Raw genomic sequence first — 22,617 nt, 5'->3', positions numbered from 1 at the left:
CCGGTAAGCCTGGTACCCAGGCCTGCCGTACCACTCAGTAATTCGTAATCAGGATGTATGTATGTCGGTCATCACGCACAACAGTGAAGTTTTAATGCACTTTTCCATCAAGCTGGAAGACGGCTCGGTCGCTGAGTCTACTCAGTCGATGGGGAAACCGGCTAAGTTTCGTATGGGCGATGGCAGTCTGACGGACAATTTTGAACGCTGCCTGCTTGGCCTGGCGCAGGGCGAGAAAAACCAGTTTGTGCTTGAGCCGGAAGATGCGTTCGGTATGCCGAATCCTGACAATATCCATCATGTTGATTTAACCCGCTTTGGCTCTGATGCTCCGGCAGAAGTTGGCGCTATCATTGCATTCAGCGGCCCGGACGGGCAGGATATCCCTGGTGTGATTACCGCTGTGGTCGGTGATTCTGTCACTGTTGATTTCAATCATCCGCTGGCCGGCCAGCGGGTGACCTTTGATGTTGAAGTGGTCAGCATCGAAGGGTAAACCCATTTTCGCTCCCGGCCCTATTGAGATCAGGAGTGGAAGGATCAAGGTAAAGAGTCCTCAGATATGAAAATCTTACTTGCTAACCCTCGTGGTTTCTGTGCCGGTGTTGATCGGGCAATCAGTATCGTTGAGCGTGCGCTGGAGCTGTATCAGCCGCCTATTTACGTGCGCCATGAGGTGGTTCACAACCGGTTTGTGGTTGAGGGACTGAAACAGCGTGGGGCAGTCTTTGTCGAAGAGCTGAGCGAAGTGCCGGATGACAATATTGTTATTTTCTCTGCTCACGGGGTGTCTCAGGCCGTTCGCAATGAAGCCAAAGCGCGTAAGTTAACCGTGTTTGATGCGACATGTCCTCTGGTCACCAAAGTCCATATGGAAGTGGCCCGCGCCAGTCGCCGTGATATGGAAGTGGTGCTGATCGGCCATGCCGGTCACCCTGAAGTCGAAGGGACTATGGGCCAGTATGCCAGCGACACAGGCGGTATGTACCTGGTTGAAACCCCGGCCGATGTTGACAAACTGAAAGCTGTGGTGAGAGATCCGGGCAACCTGCACTACGTCAGCCAGACGACTTTGTCGGTGGACGAAACCGCAGAGGTCATTGATCGCTTGCGTCAGGTCTTCCCGGATATTCAGGGGCCACGTAAAGATGACATCTGTTATGCAACCCAGAATCGCCAGGATGCCGTGCGTGAAATGGCCGCCAGCGTCGATGTGATGATAGTGGTGGGGTCAAAAAATTCCTCAAACTCCAATCGCCTGCGTGAATTAGCAGAAAAGTTGGGTACCCCAAGCTATCTGACTGACTGTGCCGAAGATGTCGATGCCAACTGGCTGACCGGCAAAGCGAGTGTGGGCGTGACAGCGGGTGCCTCTGCGCCGGAAGCGCTGGTCAACCAGATTATCGCCCGAATTCAGGCACTGGCCGGTGGCGAAGTGGAAGAGCTGAGCGGCCGCGAAGAAAATATGTTTTTTGAAGTGCCGCGGGAATTGCAGGTCAAAAATGTAGGCTAAGCAGTCCGTTGCAGGATTATTTCTGGAACCCCGGTCATACCGGGGTTTTTTTTCACCGTTATACAGGCTAGATTAATGGGCTGTTTATCTTTCATGGTCTTGGTGTGTTGGCCGGTTAATCTGACCCTGAAAGATAAACAGACCTTCATCTGCTGAATGTTTTAAGGAGAAACAGCTATGGTCAGAATCGCGATTGCCGGTGCGGCAGGGCGAATGGGACGCCAGTTACTGAAAGCGACAGCACAGTCTGAACAGGCACAAGTGGGTGCAGCGACTGAGCGTCCTCAGAGCAGCCTGATCGGCGTTGATGCCGGCGAACTGGCGGGTATTGGCAAGCTGGAAGTGGCTGTGGTCGATGATATTGAAAAAGCGGTCAATGATTTTGATGTGCTGATTGATTTCACTGCGCCAGTTGCAACACTGGCGAATCTGGCGCTGTGTCAGCGCCATAATAAGAAAATTGTTATTGGGACAACCGGCTTTAGTGAGGAAGAAAAAGCCCGGATCGATGCCGCCGCCAGCCAGATCGCTGTTGTCATGGCCCCCAACTACAGCGTAGGCGTCAACCTGACGTTCAAGCTGCTGGAGAAAGCGGCCAAGATCATGGGGGATTACTGTGATATCGAAATCATAGAAGCCCACCACAGACATAAAGTCGATGCGCCATCCGGCACGGCGCTGGGCATGGGCGAGGCGATTGCCGGCGCGATGGGGAAAAAACTGAGCGATGTTGCTGTCTACGCCCGTGAAGGGATCACCGGTGAGCGCAGCCGCGATGAAATCGGCTTCGCGACAATTCGCGCCGGTGACATCATTGGTGAACACACGGCTATGTTTGCTGATATTGGCGAGCGGGTCGAAATCACTCACAAAGCAACAGACCGTATGACATTTGCCAACGGTGCCGTCCGTGCGGCGGTCTGGCTGGATAAGCAACCGGCGGGTTTTTATACCATGCAGGATGTGCTTGGCCTGAACGATCTGTAAACCTCTTCTGTTACACTGCAGCCGGTTCCGGCTGCAGTGTTCTGCTCAGTTCTCTGTTTTTAGTCTCCTCCGTTTTGCATAAATCATCAAATTGAACGAGAAAGCATTCTTGTTGCTCTCTTCGGTGTAAATCCAAGGGTTTACTTGCTGTTTTGTGTGCTTATTGCATCTGATGCCTTCCTGTGCGGTAAAAAAAGGTGTTATGTCACCTGGTTTCTGTGGTTTAGCTGCCTGATAATTTGTGGTGCGCGTTTGGTTGGCTTAGCAAACGGTTGCCTGAACATGCAGCCCGCAAGGCCGATGGAAAAAGGCAGGAAAAGATATGCTTTCTCTGGTTTGGCAGCTTAATGGGCTGGAGTGGTCGATATTTAAAATTTAATTTCCCCCCGTTGTTGACAGTTTGGGCATGGATCACTAGAATGCGCGCAATTTGTCAAAATTCGGCTTGACTGGGGTTTTGACTTTCTATGGAATGGGTAAATGCAATTTTATCTGTTTTATTTGCGTTTTTATGAAGATTGGAGGTTGTCTTGAACAAATCGGCGCTGTTAGTCCTTGAAGACGGGACTGTGTTCCACGGCGTATCCATCGGTGCAGATGGTTCGGCCGTTGGTGAAGTTGTTTTCAATACCTCGATGACGGGGTACCAGGAAATTCTCACTGACCCCTCTTACTCTCAACAGATTGTCACTCTTACTTATCCCCACATTGGCAATACCGGAACCAATTCCGAAGACGAAGAATCTACTGCAATCCACGCGCAAGGCCTGGTAATTCGTGACCTCCCTCTTATCGCTTCAAATTTCCGCTCCCAGCAGACACTGTCTGATTATCTGAAATCTCAAAACATTGTTGGTATCGCTGATATTGACACCCGTAAGCTGACCCGTCTGCTGCGTGAGAAAGGCGCGCAGAATGGTTGCATCATGGCGGGTGACAATCTCGATGCGGCGCTGGCGCTGGAAAAAGCCCAAGCATTCCCGGGTCTGAAAGGGATGGATCTGGCGAAGGTCGTGTCGACCAAAGAAAGCTACAGCTGGGCGCAGGGTTCCTGGACGCTGGAAGGCGGGCTGCCGGAAGCCAAAGAGGCCGGCGAGTTACCTTACCATGTGGTGGCGTATGACTTCGGTGCCAAGCGTAATATCCTGCGCATGCTGGTTGACCGTGGTTGCCGCCTGACTGTCGTTCCGGCAGAAACCTCAGCGGAAGAAGTGCTGGCAATGAATCCGGATGGCGTTTTCCTGTCAAATGGCCCCGGCGACCCGGAGCCTTGTACTTACGCGATTGAAGCGACGAAAACATTTCTGGACAAAGGCCTGCCGGTGTTTGGCATCTGCCTGGGGCACCAGATCCTGGCGCTGGCAAGCGGTGCCAAGACAGTGAAAATGAAATTTGGTCACCACGGTGCCAACCACCCGGTCAAAGATCTGGACCGCAATGTTGTGATGATCACCAGCCAGAACCACGGTTTTGCGGCTGATGAAGACACACTGCCAGATAACCTGCGTGCCACCCACAAGTCGCTGTTCGATGGCTCCCTGCAGGGTATCCACCGTACCGACAAGCCGGCTTTCAGCTTCCAGGGTCACCCTGAAGCCAGCCCGGGTCCGCACGATGCGGCACCACTTTTTGACCACTTTATCGACCTGATTAAACAGCACAGCGCCTAAGCCGGAGTAGTAAACGATGCCAAAACGTACTGACATACAAAGTGTTCTGATTCTGGGTGCCGGTCCTATCGTGATTGGCCAGGCGTGTGAGTTCGACTATTCGGGTGCTCAAGCGTGTAAAGCGCTGCGTGAGGAAGGTTACCGCGTTATCCTGGTGAACTCGAACCCGGCCACTATCATGACCGATCCGGAAATGGCGGATGCGACTTATATCGAGCCTATCCACTGGGAAGTTGTACGCAAGATCATTGAAAAAGAGCGTCCTGATGCCGTCCTGCCGACTATGGGCGGCCAGACTGCACTGAACTGTGCGCTGGATCTGGAGCGCTACGGCGTTCTGGCCGAATTCGGCGTAGAAATGATTGGTGCAACGGCTGATGCGATCGACAAAGCCGAAGACCGCTCGCGCTTTGATAAAGCCATGAAATCGATTGGCCTGGAGTGCCCGCGCGCCGATACCGCCAAAACCATGGAAGAAGCCTACAAAGTTCTCGATATGGTCGGCTTCCCCTGTATCATCCGTCCGTCTTTCACCATGGGTGGGACAGGCGGCGGTATCGCCTATAACAAAGAAGAATTTGAAGAAATCTGTCGTCGTGGTCTGGACTTATCACCGACCAATGAACTGCTGATTGACGAGTCACTGATTGGCTGGAAAGAGTACGAGATGGAAGTGGTTCGTGATAAGAACGACAACTGCATCATCGTCTGTGCCATTGAAAACTTCGACCCAATGGGTATTCACACCGGTGACTCCATCACAGTCGCGCCTGCCCAGACGCTGACGGACAAAGAATATCAGCTGATGCGTAATGCGTCGCTGGCGGTACTGCGCGAAATCGGTGTGGAAACCGGTGGTTCAAACGTCCAGTTCGGTATCAACCCGAAAGATGGCCGCATGGTTATCATTGAGATGAACCCGCGTGTTTCCCGCTCGTCGGCCCTGGCTTCGAAAGCGACCGGCTTCCCGATTGCCAAAGTGGCCGCCAAGCTGGCGATAGGTTTCACGCTGGATGAGCTGATGAACGACATCACGGGTGGTGCAACACCGGCCTCGTTCGAGCCAACCATAGACTACGTTGTTACTAAGATCCCACGCTTCAACTTTGAAAAGTTCGCCGGTGCCAACGATCGTCTGACGACTCAGATGAAGTCTGTCGGTGAAGTGATGGCCATCGGCCGTAACCAGCAGGAATCACTGCAAAAAGCCCTGCGTGGCCTGGAAGTGGGTGCCAACGGCTTTGATGAAATGGTGGATCTGGACGATCCTGAAGCGCTGACTAAGATTCGCCACGAGCTGAAAGAAGCCGGTGCTGAGCGTATCTGGTACATTGCCGATGCCTTCCGTGCCGGACTGTCTGTGGATGGTGTCTTTAACCTGACCAATGTCGACCGCTGGTTCCTGGTGCAGATCGAAGAGATCGTCCAAATGGAAGCCAAGGTCAAAGAAGACGGCTTCGCGGGTCTGACCGGCGATTTCCTGCGTAAGCTGAAGCGCAAAGGTTTCTCGGATGCCCGACTGGCTAAGCTGCTGGGTGTGGCTGAGCTGGAAATCCGCAAAGAACGTGACCGTCACGATATCCACCCTGTTTACAAGCGTGTTGATACCTGTGCGGCTGAGTTCTCTTCAGACACCGCTTACATGTACTCGTCTTATGACGAAGAGTGTGAAGCCAACCCGACCGATCGTGACAAGATCATGGTGCTGGGTGGCGGCCCGAACCGTATCGGTCAGGGTATCGAATTCGATTACTGCTGTGTACATGCATCTCTGGCGCTGCGCGAAGACGGTTACGAAACCATTATGGTGAACTGTAACCCTGAGACAGTCTCCACCGACTATGACACCTCGGATCGTCTGTATTTCGAACCGGTTACACTGGAAGACGTGCTGGCCATTGTGCGCGTCGAGAAGCCTAAAGGTGTTATCGTTCAGTACGGTGGCCAGACGCCGCTGAAACTGGCGCGTGCACTGGAAGCGGCCGGTGTGCCGATTATTGGTACCAGCCCTGATGCAATTGACCGCGCTGAAGACCGTGAACGTTTCCAGGCCGCTGTTGAGCGCCTGGGCCTGAAGCAGCCGGAAAATGCGACAGTCACAGCAATGGAACAGGCTGTTGAAAAATCGAAAGAAATCGGTTTCCCGCTGGTGGTACGTCCTTCGTATGTACTGGGCGGTCGTGCGATGGAAATCGTGTATGACGAAAATGACCTGCGCCGTTATTTCAACGAAGCGGTCAGCGTATCGAACGAGTCGCCTGTGCTGCTGGATCGCTTCCTGGACGATGCCACGGAAGTGGATGTGGATGCCATCTGCGACGGCGAGCGTGTGGTGATTGGCGGTATCATGGAGCATATCGAGCAAGCGGGTGTTCACTCAGGTGACTCAGCCTGTTCGCTGCCAGCTTATACTCTGAGCCAGGAAATTCAGGATGAAATGCGCCGTCAGGTTGAGAAGCTGGCGTTTGAGCTCGGTGTTCGCGGTCTGATGAATACCCAGTTTGCGGTCAAAGACAACGAAGTGTACCTGATTGAAGTTAACCCGCGTGCCGCGCGGACAGTTCCTTTTGTCTCCAAAGCAACGGGTGCCCCACTGGCGAAAATCGCCGCACGTGTGATGGCCGGTCAGACACTGGAACAGCAAGGTTTCACCAAGGAAATCATTCCTCCTTACTACTCAGTGAAGGAAGTGGTGCTGCCTTTCAACAAGTTCCCGGGTGTTGACCCGCTGCTTGGCCCTGAAATGCGCTCAACCGGCGAAGTGATGGGTGTGGGTGATACGTTCGCTGAAGCCTTCGCCAAAGCTGAGCTGGGCTGCGGCAAAGAGCACAGCCGTGAAAATGCCGGCCGCGCACTGCTGTCTGTCCGTAATAACGACAAACGCCGTGTGGTCGACCTGGCCGCTAAGCTGGTGAAGCTGGGTTACGAGCTGGATGCGACCCACGGTACTGCGGTGATTCTGGGCGAAGCGGGTATTAACCCACGTCTGGTGAACAAGGTGCATGAAGGCCGTCCTCATATTCTTGACCGTATCAAGAACAACGAGTACAGCTATATCATCAACACCGCAGAAGGCCGCCAGGCGATTGAAGATTCTAAAGTGTTGCGCCGCGGTGCTTTGCTGGAGAAGGTGAATTACACCACGACCCTGAACGCAGCCTTTGCCACCTGTATGGCGCTGACTGCGGATGACCGCAATAAGGTGACCTCAGTACAAGAGCTTCACGCAAGAATGAACAAGGCCTAACAGCCCGCTGACAAAGCAACAAAAAGCCCGTCGTTGTGGAACGACGGGCTTTTTTTCGTGCTATTTTTTTGCGCGCGATGATGACGCCAGTTCGCGGCTCAAGCCTGAATCCGGTTAAAACGACTCATACAGATCTGTATATAACTGACGTTCGAACCTGAAAATCTCCGGCGTGACAGCCGGGGCGTCCTCGGTTTTTTCTGGTGGCAGATAGTTAGTGACAAACTGAACAAATAATAAGGGTTTGCCGGATTTGGCTGTCATCACGCCGGCTAAATTGAACGTGCCGTAGAGCGAGCCTGATTTCGCGGCCAGCTGATTTTTCAGCGGCTCATGCCGGATACTCTGGCGGTAACGCAGGGTGCCCGTTGCGCCAGAAACGGGCAAATCAGCCAGCAGGTTCAGGCTGTCATTATGCTGGTAGATGTAAGTCATCACTTTCATCATGTCGCTGGCCATGATGCGGTTGTCCCGGGATAAGCCAGAACCGTCGGCCAGCACCGCCCGGCTCAGATCGATACCGGTATGCTCAGCGATGATCTGCTTGATTGCTTCGGTACCATTGTGAAAACTGCCCGGTTGATTGTAGAAGCGCTGCCCCAGCGTTTTGGCAAGGTTATCGGCAATCAGGTTGTCAGAATCTTCCAGCATAACTTTTAGTAATACCGGCAAAGGTGCTGAGCTGTGGCTGGTGATCAGCTGGCCTGTCTGAGTGTCATCGCGCAGGATTTCGCCATCAAAAGCTATGCCTCTTCTGTCGAGCTCTTGCAATAGCACCTCGCGGACATAGGCCTCGGTATCCACGACTGCAAAATTCAGCGGCAAGGGCTTATCCCGCTGCGGCAGGCAGCCGCTGAGCTGGTAATGGTTGCCGGGCCGGGTTTGCAGCTCCAAAGCGCAGAAGGTGGATTTTTGCTGTGCTTTGCTGACGACTTTGGCAAGACTGGTGGCACTGATGGGCTGATGGGCCGGGATATGAAGCCGGGTGGACTGGCCCAGTGGCAGGTCACTGTATAAGGCCGCCTGAACACAGTTGTGTTCCAGTGTGATACTGCTGGACGGGGCACTGTAACAGACGCCAAGGCTATCCCAGGGCCAGCCGGATGCCTGCTCGTAGCCGGTAAACTGGCTGCCGTTGAGGTAGATATTCCCTTTGATGCGATGGACACCTTTTTGTTTCAAAGTGTGCAGCATGGCAGCAAGATCGCCACGAGATAGCGTCGGATCGCCACTGAAACGGATAATATAGTGCTCTTTGTTCTGCTCCAGCCGAGTGCTGAAACGAAAGTTCTGCTCCAGGTACAGCCTGGCTGCTAAGGCTGTCAGCAGTTTCTGAGTGCTGGCGGGAGCCTGCAATTGTTCAGCGCGCTGGCTGAAAATGGTGTTGCCTGTTGCCGGGTCAGTAATAATGAGAGCCAGATCATGCCCTGAGGGCAGTGATGCCATCGCGGGATCAGGAGAAAATTCGGCAAATGCCGAATGCGATAACACGAGTGCAGCGAAAAATAAGCCAACTTTGTTTTTCATAATGGTGACGAGCCGTTGTAAACCTGACTGGCAATCATAGGGGGTAAGCGAGCGGGGTGGCAACGAAAGTTCGTTAATATCCTGTCAGATATATTTTCCTGTCCCTAAGACCAGCACACTTGTGCATCAGGGAGCTCAGGTAAGACGATTTCTGGCGGCCGCACGCAGCACGCAGATGCAGTTGGTGCAGGGCAGAAAGCGACGGAATATGAGGGATAGACAGCGGCTGAAACGCAAGCCGTAGACAGAGGTTGCATCCGGGGCCGTGTATTAGGTATCTTGTTAGGCAGAAAAGCCGTTTCTTCTATTCATGCGTTAGCCCAGACTTGTGCTGGGCTGGCTTTTTTTTTGTCCGAAAAGCAATCCTGCTTTTCTGGCGTTTCGAGGTAGATTACTTTATGGAAAAGATCCCAATGACAGTCCGCGGCGAAAAGCAGCTGCGTCAAGAGCTGGACGCCTTGATGAAACGTCGTCCACAGATTACAGAGGCCATTGCTGAAGCTCGTGAGCTGGGTGACCTGAAAGAGAATGCGGAGTATCACGCGGCCCGAGAGGAGCAGGGGATCTGTGAAGCACAGATTCGCGATATTGAGTATAAGTTATCTGTGGCGCAGGTTATTGATGTCACCAAGATGACAAATCACGGAAAAGTGATTTTTGGTTCAACAGTGACTTTGCTGGATGTGAATACTGACGGTGAAGTGACCTACTGCATCGTAGGGGATGATGAAGCTGACATTAAGAAAGGTCTGATTTCGGTTAACTCGCCAATTGCACGCGGTTTGATTGGTAAACAGGAAGGCGATGAAGTCAGTATTGCCACTCCTGGTGGCCGGAAAGAGTTTGAGATCGAAAAAGTCGAGTACGTTTAATGGTCAGGGCCGGGTGCTTTATTGTTAAGAAATGTAACAGCAACCGGGCCTTGATAAAGTAAAAAAGGCCGCGTTGGCGGCCTTTTTTATTTGCGGGGAAGCTCGATTTTCCGGTCTTCCGACTGACGGTACAGCACCAGGATATTACCGATAACCTGTACCTTTTCTGCCTGAGTTTCACGAACGATGGCATCGACAATCAATAGCTTGGTTTCGCGTTCTTCAGCCGCAACCTTCACCTTGATCAGTTCATGGTGGTTCAGGGCCAGCTCGATTTCTGACAGCACGGCTTCAGTCAGGCCGTTGGCGCCCATCAGGACGACAGGCTTGAGGCTGTGAGCAAGGCCTTTCAGGTATTGCTTCTGTTTGGTGCTTAGATTCATGGTGACTCAATATCTATAACAAGGGTTGAAAACAGGGTATTCTAACGCCATCTAGTCAATATGACTAACGTTGTTTCGTTACGCTGGTGTTCCTGCCAACTCTGGGCCACAGTAAAAGTAGTACTGCTGAACCAGAACGGGAACCATCGGCTGTTGGGTTGATTCGCATTGGGTAATGCATGAGTAAAAAGAAACATTCTGCCAGTTCTGGACGCTGGCTGAAGGAACATTTTGATGATAAGTATGTCATGGAAGCCCAGAAAAAGGGTTACCGTTCCCGAGCCATTTTCAAACTGGAGGAAATCCAGAGCAAAGATAAGTTATTAAAACCAGGGATGACAGTTGTCGATCTGGGTGCTGCACCCGGGGGCTGGTCTCAGTATGCGGCCAGTGTTGTTGGCGATTCAGGGCAAGTGATTGCCTGTGATATTCTGCCAATGGATTCCCTGCCAGGTGTGAGCTTTTTACAGGGCGACTTCCGTGAAGAAGCTGTGCTGGATGCATTACTTGAGCGAATTCAGCCAGATATGGTTGATGTTGTTTTGTCTGACATGGCGCCGAACATGAGCGGTAATCTGGCGTCAGATCAGCCTAGAGCAATGTATCTTGTTGAACTAGCATTAGATATGTGCAGGCAGGTGCTTGCGCCCAATGGAAGTTTTGCGGTAAAAGTTTTCCAGGGCGAAGGCTTCGATCAGTATCTGGCCGAGGTGCGCAGCATGTTCAAGGCAGTTAAAATCCGTAAACCAGACTCCTCCAGGGATCGCTCCCGTGAAGTCTATATTGTGGCTACAGGTTATAAACTGTAGTACCCTACATTCATCTTTAAAGTTATCGCGAGGTTAACACCTTGAGTGACATGGCAAAAAACTTGATTTTGTGGTTAGTCATCGCCGTGGTGCTGATGTCTGTTTTTCAGAGCTTCGGTCCGGGAGATAGTGCTGGCCGTCAAGTCGACTATACGACTTTTGTCCGGGAAATCGGTCAGGATCAGATTAGGGAAGTACGGTTCAGTGATCGTGAAATTACGGTATTTAAGCGTGATAACACCCGTTATGTGACTTACTTGCCTGTCCTGAATGATCAGAAACTGCTGGACGATCTGATTAATGCCAACGTAAAAGTAGTTGGGACACCACCGGAAGAGCCGAGCTTACTGGCTTCTATCTTCATATCCTGGTTCCCGATGCTGTTACTGATCGGGGTCTGGATTTTCTTTATGCGCCAGATGCAGGGCGGAGGTGGCAAAGGTGCCATGTCGTTCGGCAAGTCTAAAGCACGCATGATGAGTGAAGATCAGATTAAAACAACGTTCAACGACGTTGCCGGCTGTGATGAAGCCAAAGAAGACGTGAAAGAGCTGGTGGATTACCTGCGTGATCCCAGCCGCTTCCAGAAACTGGGTGGTAAAATCCCAACCGGTGTGCTGATGGTAGGTCCTCCTGGTACGGGTAAAACCTTACTGGCCAAAGCCATCGCCGGTGAAGCGAAAGTCCCATTCTTTACGATCTCTGGTTCTGACTTCGTCGAAATGTTTGTCGGTGTGGGTGCATCCCGTGTCCGTGACATGTTTGAGCAGGCTAAGAAAGCGGCGCCTTGTATTATTTTCATCGATGAAATTGATGCTGTAGGTCGTCAGCGTGGTGCGGGCGTTGGTGGTGGTCACGATGAACGTGAGCAGACACTTAACCAGATGCTGGTGGAAATGGATGGTTTCGAAGGTCACGAAGGTATTATCGTGATTGCAGCGACCAACCGACCAGATGTTCTGGACCCGGCTCTGTTGCGTCCGGGTCGTTTTGACCGTCAGGTTGTTGTCGGTCTGCCCGATGTGCGTGGCCGTGAGCAAATCCTGAAAGTGCACATGCGCAAGGTACCACTGGATGGGGATGTTGAACCATCACTGATTGCCCGTGGTACGCCAGGCTTCTCTGGTGCTGATTTGGCCAACCTGGTGAATGAAGCGGCGCTGTTTGCTGCCCGTGGCAACAAACGTACCGTGTCTATGGTGGAATTCGAACTGGCGAAAGACAAGATCATGATGGGCGCTGAGCGTAAATCTATGGTGATGTCTGAAGAGCAGAAAGAATCGACGGCTTATCACGAAGCGGGCCACGCCATTATTGGCCGACTGGTTCCGGATCATGACCCGGTTTATAAAGTGTCCATTATCCCTCGGGGTCGTGCACTGGGTGTGACCATGTACCTGCCGGAGCAGGATCGTGTCAGCCACTCCAAAGAGTATCTGGAGTCGATGATTTCCAGCCTGTACGGCGGCCGACTGGCAGAAGAGCTGATCTACGGGGTAGAAAAAGTCTCTACCGGTGCGTCAAACGATATTGAGCGTGCTACTGATATTGCCCGTAAAATGGTCACTCAGTGGGGCTTCTCGGATAAACTGGGTCCTCTGCTGTACGCAGAAGACGAAGGTGAAGTATTCCTGGGGCGTTCAGTAACTAAGACAAAACACATGTCTGATGATACTGCACGTACTATTGATACTGAAGTCCGTGCCATTATCGACCGTAACTATGAGCGCGCTCGTGAAATTCTGGCAAATAACATGGACATTCTTCACTCAATGAAAGATGCGTTGATGAAGTATGAAACCATAGATGCGGGTCAGCTTGACGACCTGATGGAGCGTAAACCTGAGATTCGCGCACCAAAAGGCTGGGGTGACAAAGACGACACCCTGAAAGCGGAAGCGCCTGAGTCACAAGATAAAGCCAGTGATGCGGCAAGCGACAAGCCGGCTGAGAAGCCAGAGCAGGTGCAGCCACACCACAGCGAAGAAAATGATAAACCGCAGGCCTGATTGCCTGGCGGTGAATATAAAACCCCGGGGAAACTCGGGGTTTTTTGTTTCTGCTGTGTCAGCTATTCTCAGTTGTTAAGAAACAAGTGAGCCTCGGTATAGTACGAGCGCTCCCCCCAGTCAGGAGTAATGGGCCTTGTTACTGAAAAGCAAAGAAAAAATCTTAGATCTTTCTTACCCTCATGCCATGGGAATCCTCAACTTCACCCCGGATTCATTTTCAGATGGCGGTAAATTCAATCAGTTGGACGACGCCTTAAGGCATGTTGAAGACATGCTGGCCGTCGGCACCAGTATCATTGATATTGGCGGTGAATCGACGCGACCCGGTGCGGCCGATGTGTCAGTCGCGGAAGAACTCGACCGGGTTGTGCCTGTTGTGGAAGCCATTGCCCGGCGATTTGATTGCTGGATCTCAGTGGATACCAGCAAAGCGCAAGTGATGACTGAAACCGTCAAGGCCGGGGCCGATTTAATTAATGATATTCGCGCACTGCTTGAACCGGGCGCGATGGAAGCCGCTGCGACTGCCGGCGTCCCTATTTGTTTAATGCATATGCAGGGCCAACCGCGTACAATGCAGCATCAGCCGCATTATGATGACCTGCTGTCAGATGTGAATACGTTTCTCTCGGAGCGCATTCGAGCCTGTGAAAAAGCCGGTATTCGTCGTGATCAACTGTTGCTGGATCCTGGGTACGGTTTTGGTAAAACCCTGGAACACAATTATCAGTTGCTGGCACATCTGGACCAATTCCATCAGTTTGGCTTACCGCTGCTGGTCGGCATGTCCAGAAAATCGATGATTTGTAAATTACTGAATAAAACACCTGCGGAAGCACTGGCAGGGAGCCTGGCCTGCGCTGCTATTGCAGCGATGAAAGGCGCTCAGATTATCCGTGTTCATGACACCCGTGAAACACAGGATGTACTGGCTGTCTGCCGTATGACGCTTGAACAGGAAAATAAAGCGCTAGGAGCGAAGATTAATGGCTGAACGTAAATATTTCGGCACCGATGGTGTCCGTGGCCGTGTTGGCCAGTCACCCATCACCCCTGAGTTTGTCTTGAAACTGGGCTGGGCGGCGGGCCGCGTGCTGTCACAGCAGGGCACCAAAAAAGTCATTATTGGTAAAGACACGCGTATTTCCGGTTATATGCTGGAATCTGCCCTGGAAGCCGGACTGGCCGCCGCAGGTTTGCAGGCCGCCTTTACCGGGCCAATGCCGACCCCTGCCGTGGCCTATCTGACTCGGACATTTCGCGCTGAAGCAGGCATTGTGATTTCGGCTTCTCATAACCCTTATTATGACAACGGTATCAAGTTCTTCTCCTCTGAGGGGACCAAACTGCCTGACGCTGTAGAAGCGGCGATCGAAGCAGAAATGGATAAAGAACTGGTGTGTGTCGAATCTGCCAGTCTCGGCAAAGCCTATCGGATTAACGATGCGGCCGGCCGTTACATCGAATTTTGCAAGGGAACGTTTCCATCTCATTTGAGCCTGGAAGGCTACAAGGTTGTTGTCGACTGCGCCCACGGTGCCACTTACCACATAGCACCGAACGTGTTTCGCGAGTTGGGTGCGGAAGTGATCACTCTGGGCTGCGAACCAAACGGTATCAATATCAATGCCGAGGTCGGGGCGACGGATGTGCGCGCCTTGCAGGCTAAAGTCCTGCAGGAAAAAGCGGATTTCGGTATTGCGCTGGACGGTGATGGTGACAGGGTGATCATGGTTGATGAAGACGGTAACAAGGTCGACGGTGACCAGATTGCGTATATCATTGCCCGTGATGCATTGCGTCGCGGTGAACTGAAAGGGGGCGTCGTAGGGACATTAATGACAAACCTGGGGATGGAACTGGCGTTGAAAAACCTGGGGATCCCGTTTGTTCGTGCTCAGGTCGGCGATCGCTATGTAATGGAAGAGCTGGTTAAAAACCAGTGGACTATAGGCGCGGAAAACTCTGGCCATGTCATCGTGCTGGACAAAGTGACCACAGGTGATGGCATAGTGGCGGGCCTGCAGGTCATGGCCTCGATTGTCAGCAGTAAACTGTCACTCAAAGCCTTGTGTGAGGGACTGACAATGTTCCCGCAAGTGCTCGAGAATGTCCGTTTCTCTGGTGATTCCAACCCATTGGAATCCGAGGCGGTACTGACAGCAAAAGCAGCCGCAGAAGCGAAACTCGGTGAGCGTGGCCGCGTATTATTGCGTAAATCTGGTACTGAGCCGCTCATTCGTGTCATGGTTGAGGGTGAAGACGGTGCGCTGGTGAGTGATTCGGCCTTGTCGATTGCTGCAGCTGTGAAAGAGTGCTGTTAACAGCTTGCCTTGAAAGGGATTCCGGTTTGCCAGTCTGTAACCGGAATCCTTATCTGAAAACTGTCTATTTATTACCCAAGCGATTCATCAATCACTACATTCTGAGAAAAATCGCTTGTCACTCCTGTCGGCATTCGCTAGTATTCCCTCGCTCCTGACAAAGGGGTGCGCTGGCACTGCTGTTGCAAAGCCGGCACAACACTATGGAACATAGGTGGAACCCATGTACGAAATTCTACTTGTGATTTATCTGTTGGCTGCGCTTGGTGTAATTGGCCTGGTTCTGGTTCAACAGGGTAAAGGCGCAGATATGGGAGCCTCATTCGGGGCTGGTGCATCAGGAACGTTGTTCGGTGCCAGCGGCTCTAGTAACTTTTTGACCCGAATGACTGCAATTTTTGCAACTGTATTTTTTGTGATCAGCTTGGTTCTGGGCAATTTAAGCGCAAAACAAGCGGATGCAACAAGTGGCTGGGAAAACTTAAGTGCCCCAGCACAGCAAGAACAAGCTGTTGATACCACTGAGCAAGCGCCTGTAAATAGCGATATTCCTCAGTAATCAACAGATTTGCCGAGATGGTGAAATTGGTAGACACGCTAGCATGAGGTGCTAGTGCCGTAAGGTGTAGGGGTTCAAGTCCCCTTCTCGGCACCATTGTTTCCGTTACTTGAAAGAGTAACCTCTGAGGGATATAATCGCTCTCAGAATTACGGACGCGGGGTGGAGCAGCTTGGTAGCTCGTCGGGCTCATAACCCGAAGGTCGTCGGTTCAAATCCGGCCCCCGCAACCAACTTGGACGAAGGTTTGAGTTATTTTCTCAGGCCATCGATGGATTGCCGCCCAGATTAAACCGGCACCATAACCGAGTTTTGAAAGACGACGATTCCCGGAACAGAATCGATTTCGTTTTTCTGCTATAACCTTTAGAGGTTGTAGCTATCAGGGTCCAGAGATAATAAACCCCGTAATTCGGGGTTTTTTATTATCTGAAACATGACCATTCAGGTATCTACTGGGCTTTAATGCCCTTTTTTTGTTTCCAGGGGGTTGTCTTGACCGCTTTAGAGATGCAACTAACTGAACTACTGGAAGCACCAGTTACTGCCTTGGGCTATGAACTGGTGGGTCTGGAGTTTATTCGTGCGGGTGAACATTCCACATTGCGTGTGTTCATTGACCACGAAAACGGTATCACAGTCGATGATTGTGCCGATGTGAGCCGTCAGATCAGTGCAGTAATGGATGTTGAAGATCCTATTACTGTTGCTTATAACCTGGAGGTTTCTTCCCCGGGTCTGGATCGTCCGCTGTTCAGAGCGGCACATTATGAGCAGTTTATTGGCCACGAGGTCAGCCTGGTCCTGAAAATGGCGATGAACAATCGTCGTAAGTGGAAAGGTGACATAGTTGCCGTTGACGGTGAGCTGGTCACGTTGAACGTGAAAGGCGATGAAGAAACCTTTGCGCTTAGCAATATTGCCAAAGCCAACCTGGTTCCAAAATTCTAACCGCTAAATTGGGGCATTAGAAATGAACAAAGAAATCTTGGCTGTCGTTGAAGCGGTATCCAACGAGAAAGCTGTTCCTCGTGAGCGTATCTTCGAAGCATTGGAGATCGCACTGGCAACAGCTACAAAGAAAAAGTACGAAGCTGAAATTGACGTGCGTGTTGCGATTGATCGTAAAACGGGCGACTTCGATACTTACCGTCGCTGGAAAGCCGTGGACGAAGTAACGGCGCCAACTCTGGAAATTACTCTGGAAGCCGCGCAGTATGACGATGAAACTGTTGAGCTGGGTGACTATGTTGAAGAGCAGATCGATTCTGTGACTTTTGACCGCATCACTACGCAAACGGCCAAACAGGTTATCGTACAGAAAGTGCGTGAAGCTGAGCGTGCGCAGATCGTTGAACAGTTTATCGATAATGAAGGTGAGCTGATCACTGGCGTGGTGAAGAAAGTAAACCGCGATGCCATTATTGTTGATCTGGGTAACAATGCTGAAGCTGTGATTCTGCGTGAAGATCAGCTGCCACGTGAAAACTTCCGTCCGGGTGACCGCGTACGTGGTCTGCTGTATGCTGTGCGCCCGGAAGCGCGTGGTTTCCAGTTGTTCATGACTCGTTCTAAGCCTGAAATGCTGTCTGAATTGTTCCGCATCGAAGTGCCGGAAATCGGTGAAGAGATGATCGAACTGATGGGCGCTGCCCGTGATCCTGGCTCACGTGCCAAGATTGCAGTGAAAACCAATGACAAACGTATCGACCCTGTCGGCGCTTGTGTTGGTATGCGTGGTGCGCGTGTTCAGGCGGTATCCGGTGAGCTGGGTGGTGAACGTATCGATATCGTACTGTGGGACGAAAACGCCGCTCAGTACGTTATCAATGCCATGGCACCGGCTGAGGTGAGCTCTATCATCGTTGATGAAGACAACCACACCATGGATATCGCGGTTGAGAAAGACAATCTGGCGCAGGCCATCGGTCGTAGCGGTCAGAACGTTCGACTGGCATCTGTCCTGACAGGCTGGGAACTGAATGTGATGACTGTGGAAGATCTGCAGAAAAAACACCAGGCCGAAGCGCAGGCGTCGATTGATCTGTTTGTTAAATACCTGGAAATCGATGAAGAGTTCTCGATTGTTCTGGTTGAAGAAGGCTTTACCAGCCTGGAAGAAGTAGCCTATGTACCTGTTCAGGAATTAATGTCAATTGACGGCCTGGACGAAGATACGGTTAACGAATTGCGTAACCGTGCGAAAGAAGCACTGACCACTATTGCCCTTGCGCAGGAAGAGTCTTTGGATGGGGTTGAGCCTGCCGAAGACCTGCTGAGCCTGGATGGTATGGAACGCGAACTGGCGTTCAAACTGGCCGCTAAAGGTATCTGTACGCTGGAAGATCTGGCTGACCAAGGTACTGATGACCTACTGGACATCGAAGGCCTGAATGAAACCAGCGCGGGTGAATTGATCATGGCTGCCCGTAATATCTGCTGGTTCAGCGACGAAGCATAATTAATTAGCAAGGGAGGAGCAGCATGTCAGAGGTTTCAATTAAGGCACTTGCCGAAGAAATCGGTACCCCGATTGATCGTTTGCTTCAACAGTTTGCCGATGCTGGTATCAGCAAAAAAGCTGAAGACAGTGTCAACCAACAGGAAAAAGAGTCTCTGTTGAGCCACCTGAAGAAAGAACACGGTGGCAACACTGACGAGGCACCGACCCGCCTGACTCTGCAACGCAAGACCCGCAGCACGCTGAGTGTATCGGGTACAGGCGGAAAGAGTAAAAACATTCAAGTAGAGGTGCGTAAAAAGCGCACCTATGTCAAGCGTTCAGCCCTTGAAGAAGAGCAGCGTGCTGAAGAAGCGCGCAAGGCTGAAGAGGAAGCCAAGCGTGCTGCAGAAGAAGCAGCAAAACGCGAAGCGGAAGAGCGGGCTAAACGTGAAGCTGAAGAAAAAGCTCAGCGTGAAGCGGAAGCAAAACGCTTAGCAGAAGAGAAAGCCCAGCAGTCAGAGAAACAAGCCAATCGTGATGCGGTGGATGCCAATCCACGTCAGGCAGAAGAGAAAGCGAAACGCGCTGCTGAGCAACAGGCTAAAAAAGAAGCTGAAGAACTGCAACGCCGCCGGGAAGAGGAAGCCAAGCGTAAAGCCGAGGAAGACAGTCAGCGTCAGCTAGAAGAGGCACGCAAAATGGCAGAAATCAATGAAAAGAACTGGTCGAAAAAGGACCAGGAAACAGGTGCTATGGAACAATCAGACTACCACACGACTACCTCCACCTATGCCCGTGCGGCGGAAGATGAACAAGACCGCCGCGAGGAAGAATCTCGCCGCCGTGCTAAGAAGAAAAAAGCCGCCAGCGGTCCTAAGGGTGATGAGCCGCGTGAGCGTGCAATGCCCCAACGTGGCGGCCGTAACCAGCGTGGCCGCGGCAAACAGCAAATGAGCAAGCCTACGTCAATGCGTCATGGCTTCGATAAAACAGCCACTGTTGCTAAAGCCGATGTTGTTATCGGTGAAACCATTGTGGTTGCTGAACTGGCTAACAAGATGGCGGTGAAAGCGGCTGAAGTTATCAAAGTGATGATGAAGCTTGGCGCTATGGCCACGATCAACCAGGTTATCGATCAGGAAACCGCACAGCTGGTTGCTGAAGAAATGGGCCACAAGGTTATCCTGCGTAAAGAGAACGAGCTGGAAGAGGCCGTACTGTCTGATCGCGACGAGAATCTGGCTGTTGTCCCTCGTGCTCCGGTTGTGACTATCATGGGTCACGTTGACCACGGTAAAACATCTACCCTGGATTACATCCGTAAAGCGCACGTTGCGGCAGGCGAAGCCGGTGGTATTACCCAGCACATTGGTGCATACCACGTTGAAACCGATAACGGTATGATCACCTTCCTGGATACCCCTGGACACGCCGCGTTTACCGCTATGCGTGCCCGTGGTGCACAGGCGACGGATATTGTTGTCCTGGTGGTTGCCGCAGACGATGGCGTGATGCCACAGACGATTGAAGCTATCCAGCACGCGAAAGCGGCAGGTGTACCGCTGATCGTTGCGGTGAACAAGATCGATAAAGAAGATGCTAACCCGGACAACGTGAAGAACGAGCTGGCCCAGTACGACGTGATGCCGGAAGAGTGGGGCGGCGAGAACATGTTTGTTCACATCTCTGCCAAGCAGGGTACGAACATCGATGGTCTGCTGGAAGCGATTCTGCTGCAAGCGGAAGTTCTGGAACTGAAAGCCGTTTCTGAAGGCATGGCGAAAGGCGTAGTGGTTGAATCCCGCCTGGATAAAGGCCGTGGTCCGGTTGCGACTGTGCTGGTTCAGGAAGGTACGCTGCGCAAAGGCGACATCGTACTGTGTGGCCTGGAATATGGTCGCGTTCGTGCGATGCGTGATGAGCTGGGTCGTGACATTGAAGAAGCGGGTCCGTCTATCCCGGTTGAGATTCTGGGTCTGTCTGGTGTACCGTCTTCGGGTGACGAAGCGACTGTGGTCCGTGATGAGCGTAAAGCGCGCGAAGTGGCACTTTACCGTCAGGGTAAGTTCCGCGATGTGAAACTGGCTCGCCAGCAGAAAGCCAAGCTGGAGAACATGTTCTCTAACATGACTGCAGGTGAAGTTGCTGAACTGAATGTTGTACTGAAAGCCGATGTACAGGGTTCAGTGGAAGCGATTGCCGATTCACTGCGTAAGCTGTCAACGGAAGAAGTGAAAGTGAACATCGTCGGTTCCGGCGTAGGTGGTATCACTGAAACTGACGCCGTACTGGCTGCCGCGTCTAACGCGATTCTGCTGGGCTTCAACGTCCGTGCTGATGCGTCTGCCCGTAAGACCATCGAAGCTGAGAACCTGGATCTGCGCTACTATTCCATCATCTATCAGCTGATTGATGAAGTGAAAGCAGCGATGGGCGGCATGCTGTCTCCTGAGTTCAAGCAGGAAATCATCGGTCTGGCTGAAGTACGTGATGTGTTCAAATCACCGAAACTGGGTGCGATTGCAGGTTGTATGGTTACCGAAGGTACCATCAAGCGTAACAACCCGATTCGTGTCCTGCGTGATAACATTGTTATTTACGAAGGTGAACTGGAATCACTGCGTCGCTTTAAAGATGACGTACAAGAAGTGAAGAACGGTTACGAGTGTGGTATCGGCGTGAAGAACTACAATGATGTTCGCGTTGGTGACCAGATTGAAGTTTTCGAAATCGTTGAAATTCAGCGTACGCTGGATTAATCAGGTTGCTCGCTGACCTGGAATGAACACTGGGGAGCTTCGGCTCCCCTTTGTGTCGAGGTAGGCGGCCGACTTTTAGAGAGAGAATCAAATGGCTAAAGAATTCAGCCGTACACAACGTGTTGCTCAGCAGCTGCAAAAAGAGCTGGCAGTGATTCTGCAACGCGAAATTAAAGATCCCCGTATTGGCATGGCGACAATTTCCAGTGTGGAAGTCTCCCGTGATATGGGATACGCCAAAGTTTATGTCACCTTCCTGACTATCGGTGAACAGACACCGGAAGACAGCCTGGAAGCGTTGCGCGAAATGGCGCCTTACATTCGTTCGCTGCTGGGTAAGCAAATCCGTCTGCGAGTGACGCCTGAGCTGAACTTTATTTTTGACCAGTCACTGACTGAAGGCATGCGCATCTCCAACCTGGTCAGCAAGGTTGTTCGTGATGACGAAGCACGCCGCGTTGACGAACCTAAGGACGAAGGTGAGGATAACTGATGGCGCGTCGTCGTAAAGGGCGTCCGGTAGACGGTGTTCTGCTGCTGGATAAGCCGGGCGGCATCACATCAAACGATGCCCTGCAAAAAGTAAAACGTCTCTTTTTTGCGGAAAAAGCCGGTCACACCGGCGCGTTGGATCCGCTTGCGACGGGTATGCTGCCAATCTGCCTGGGAGAAGCGACCAAGTTTTCCCAGTTCCTGCTGGATTCCGATAAGCGTTATCGGGTGATCGCCAAGCTGGGTGAGCGTACCAATACTTCGGATTCCGATGGCGAAGTGGTCGAAACCCGTGAGGTCAAGGTAGATCGTGGTCTGCTGGAGCGTTGTATCGCCAAGTTCCGCGGTACAACCAAGCAAATTCCGTCTATGTTTTCGGCGCTGAAATATCAGGGACGTCCGTTGTACGAATATGCCCGCGAAGGCAAAGAAGTACCCCGTGAGGCCCGCGATATCACAGTGTATGAAATCTCACTGCTGCGCTTTAGCGACAACGAAGTTGAGATGGAAGTCCATTGCTCCAAAGGCACTTATATCCGCACTATCGTTGATGATCTGGGTGAGATGCTGGGCTGCGGAGCGCATGTCACGTATCTGCGCCGCATCGGCGTCTCTAAGTACCCGTTGGACAAAATGGTCACGCTAGAGCAGCTCGAAGCGCTGCTGGAGCAGGCCAAAGAGCAGGATATTCAGCCGAAAGAGCTGCTGGATCCGCTGCTGTTGCCAACCGACTCGGCAGTACAGGACTTACCGGAAGTGAACTTACTGCCGGGTGTCGCCAGTTATGTGCTCAATGGCCAGCCAGTCCAGGCCGGCCGTGTGCCTGATGCCGGTACCTTGGTTCGGCTGACAGCCGGTGAGCAGCGTGATTTCATCGGTGTGGGTGAAATCAATGCCGAAAATATGGTGGCGCCTAAGCGTGTGCTGGCCAACCGGGACAAAGAAGACGAAGAAAAATAAGCCGCTCCAGCGGCCTGTCGGGTGAATCATATTCCGCTTGCGGCCTTCCGGACAGGTGCG

General features: G+C 52.0%; 18 protein-coding genes and 2 tRNA genes. 18 read left to right on the top strand and 2 right to left on the bottom strand.

The window, feature by feature from the left end:
- The first annotated feature begins 61 nt into the window (after nt 1-61).
- The 5 genes from fkpB (at nt 62) to carB (ending at nt 7,417) form a co-directional block, all read left to right on the top strand.
- Nucleotides 62-496, top strand: a complete 435-nt coding sequence (gene fkpB / locus H511_RS0115280; RefSeq protein WP_027253083.1) for an FKBP-type peptidyl-prolyl cis-trans isomerase — start codon at nt 62-64, stop codon at nt 494-496.
- 66 nt (nt 497-562) lie between these two features.
- A complete protein-coding gene (gene ispH / locus H511_RS0115275; RefSeq protein ID WP_027253082.1) occupies nt 563-1,513 on the top strand; it encodes a 4-hydroxy-3-methylbut-2-enyl diphosphate reductase in 951 nt (316 codons plus the stop codon).
- 177 nt (nt 1,514-1,690) lie between these two features.
- Complete coding sequence (dapB, locus tag H511_RS0115265; protein ID WP_027253081.1) at nt 1,691-2,500, top strand: 4-hydroxy-tetrahydrodipicolinate reductase; 810 nt, start codon at nt 1,691-1,693, stop codon at nt 2,498-2,500.
- A 530-nt stretch (nt 2,501-3,030) separates the two neighbouring features.
- Nucleotides 3,031-4,170 carry a glutamine-hydrolyzing carbamoyl-phosphate synthase small subunit gene (gene carA, locus H511_RS0115260; RefSeq protein ID WP_027253080.1) on the top strand — a complete coding sequence of 380 codons (1,140 nt, stop codon included), beginning with the start codon at nt 3,031-3,033 and terminating at the stop codon, nt 4,168-4,170.
- A 16-nt stretch (nt 4,171-4,186) separates the two neighbouring features.
- Nucleotides 4,187-7,417, top strand: coding sequence for a carbamoyl-phosphate synthase large subunit (gene carB, locus H511_RS0115255; RefSeq protein ID WP_027253079.1), 3,231 nt, complete (start codon nt 4,187-4,189; stop codon nt 7,415-7,417).
- Between the two features lie 114 nt (nt 7,418-7,531).
- On the opposite strand, the gene dacB is transcribed toward carB, so the two are convergent.
- On the bottom strand, nt 7,532-8,944 hold the full coding sequence (dacB, locus tag H511_RS0115250; protein ID WP_027253078.1) for a serine-type D-Ala-D-Ala carboxypeptidase: 1,413 nt from the start codon (nt 8,942-8,944) through the stop codon (nt 7,532-7,534).
- A gap of 398 nt (nt 8,945-9,342) precedes the next feature.
- Here dacB and greA point away from each other — a divergent pair, with 398 nt between their 5' ends.
- The gene (greA, locus tag H511_RS0115245) at nt 9,343-9,816 is read left to right on the top strand and encodes a transcription elongation factor GreA (RefSeq protein WP_027253077.1); all 474 of its coding nucleotides are present in this window, start codon (nt 9,343-9,345) and stop codon (nt 9,814-9,816) included.
- Between the two features lie 86 nt (nt 9,817-9,902).
- Here greA and yhbY read toward each other — a convergent pair whose 3' ends face one another.
- Nucleotides 9,903-10,199: a ribosome assembly RNA-binding protein YhbY gene (gene yhbY, locus H511_RS0115240; protein WP_027253076.1), complete on the bottom strand. Its 297-nt coding sequence runs from the start codon at nt 10,197-10,199 to the stop codon at nt 9,903-9,905.
- Between the two features lie 179 nt (nt 10,200-10,378).
- Here yhbY and rlmE point away from each other — a divergent pair, with 179 nt between their 5' ends.
- From rlmE to truB, 12 genes are all read left to right on the top strand, one after another.
- A complete protein-coding gene (gene rlmE, locus H511_RS0115235; RefSeq protein WP_027253075.1) occupies nt 10,379-11,008 on the top strand; it encodes a 23S rRNA (uridine(2552)-2'-O)-methyltransferase RlmE in 630 nt (209 codons plus the stop codon).
- A 50-nt stretch (nt 11,009-11,058) separates the two neighbouring features.
- Nucleotides 11,059-13,017, top strand: a complete 1,959-nt coding sequence (ftsH, locus tag H511_RS0115230; protein WP_027253074.1) for an ATP-dependent zinc metalloprotease FtsH — start codon at nt 11,059-11,061, stop codon at nt 13,015-13,017.
- Between the two features lie 136 nt (nt 13,018-13,153).
- Complete coding sequence (gene folP / locus H511_RS0115225; RefSeq protein WP_027253073.1) at nt 13,154-14,014, top strand: dihydropteroate synthase; 861 nt, start codon at nt 13,154-13,156, stop codon at nt 14,012-14,014.
- On the top strand, nt 14,007-15,344 hold the full coding sequence (glmM, locus tag H511_RS0115220) for a phosphoglucosamine mutase (protein WP_027253072.1): 1,338 nt from the start codon (nt 14,007-14,009) through the stop codon (nt 15,342-15,344). Before folP ends, glmM begins: the two co-directional genes overlap by 8 nt.
- A 223-nt stretch (nt 15,345-15,567) precedes the next feature.
- Nucleotides 15,568-15,903 (top strand): preprotein translocase subunit SecG, encoded by a 336-nt coding sequence (gene secG, locus H511_RS0115215; RefSeq protein ID WP_027253071.1) that lies wholly within the window; start codon nt 15,568-15,570, stop codon nt 15,901-15,903.
- Nucleotides 15,904-15,914: 11 nt separating this feature from the next.
- Nucleotides 15,915-15,999 (top strand) — tRNA-Leu (locus tag H511_RS0115210).
- A gap of 60 nt (nt 16,000-16,059) precedes the next feature.
- Nucleotides 16,060-16,136: transfer RNA gene (locus H511_RS0115205), tRNA-Met, on the top strand.
- Nucleotides 16,137-16,398: 262 nt separating this feature from the next.
- On the top strand, nt 16,399-16,854 hold the full coding sequence (gene rimP / locus H511_RS0115200; RefSeq protein WP_027253070.1) for a ribosome maturation factor RimP: 456 nt from the start codon (nt 16,399-16,401) through the stop codon (nt 16,852-16,854).
- Nucleotides 16,855-16,876: 22 nt separating this feature from the next.
- A complete protein-coding gene (gene nusA, locus H511_RS0115195; protein ID WP_027253069.1) occupies nt 16,877-18,364 on the top strand; it encodes a transcription termination factor NusA in 1,488 nt (495 codons plus the stop codon).
- Between the two features lie 23 nt (nt 18,365-18,387).
- Nucleotides 18,388-21,105, top strand: a complete 2,718-nt coding sequence (gene infB / locus H511_RS0115190; protein ID WP_027253068.1) for a translation initiation factor IF-2 — start codon at nt 18,388-18,390, stop codon at nt 21,103-21,105.
- Nucleotides 21,106-21,196: 91 nt separating this feature from the next.
- Nucleotides 21,197-21,598 carry a 30S ribosome-binding factor RbfA gene (gene rbfA / locus H511_RS0115185; RefSeq protein ID WP_027253067.1) on the top strand — a complete coding sequence of 134 codons (402 nt, stop codon included), beginning with the start codon at nt 21,197-21,199 and terminating at the stop codon, nt 21,596-21,598.
- The gene (gene truB, locus H511_RS0115180) at nt 21,598-22,557 is read left to right on the top strand and encodes a tRNA pseudouridine(55) synthase TruB (RefSeq protein ID WP_027253066.1); all 960 of its coding nucleotides are present in this window, start codon (nt 21,598-21,600) and stop codon (nt 22,555-22,557) included. Before rbfA ends, truB begins: the two co-directional genes overlap by 1 nt.
- The last annotated feature ends 60 nt before the right edge of the window (nt 22,558-22,617 follow it).

The sequence above is a fragment of the Photobacterium halotolerans DSM 18316 genome (genome assembly GCF_000425165.1).
In the GTDB taxonomy this organism is placed as follows: Bacteria; Pseudomonadota; Gammaproteobacteria; order Enterobacterales; family Vibrionaceae; genus Photobacterium; species Photobacterium halotolerans.
This window is presented reverse-complemented; position numbering and strand designations above follow the sequence as displayed.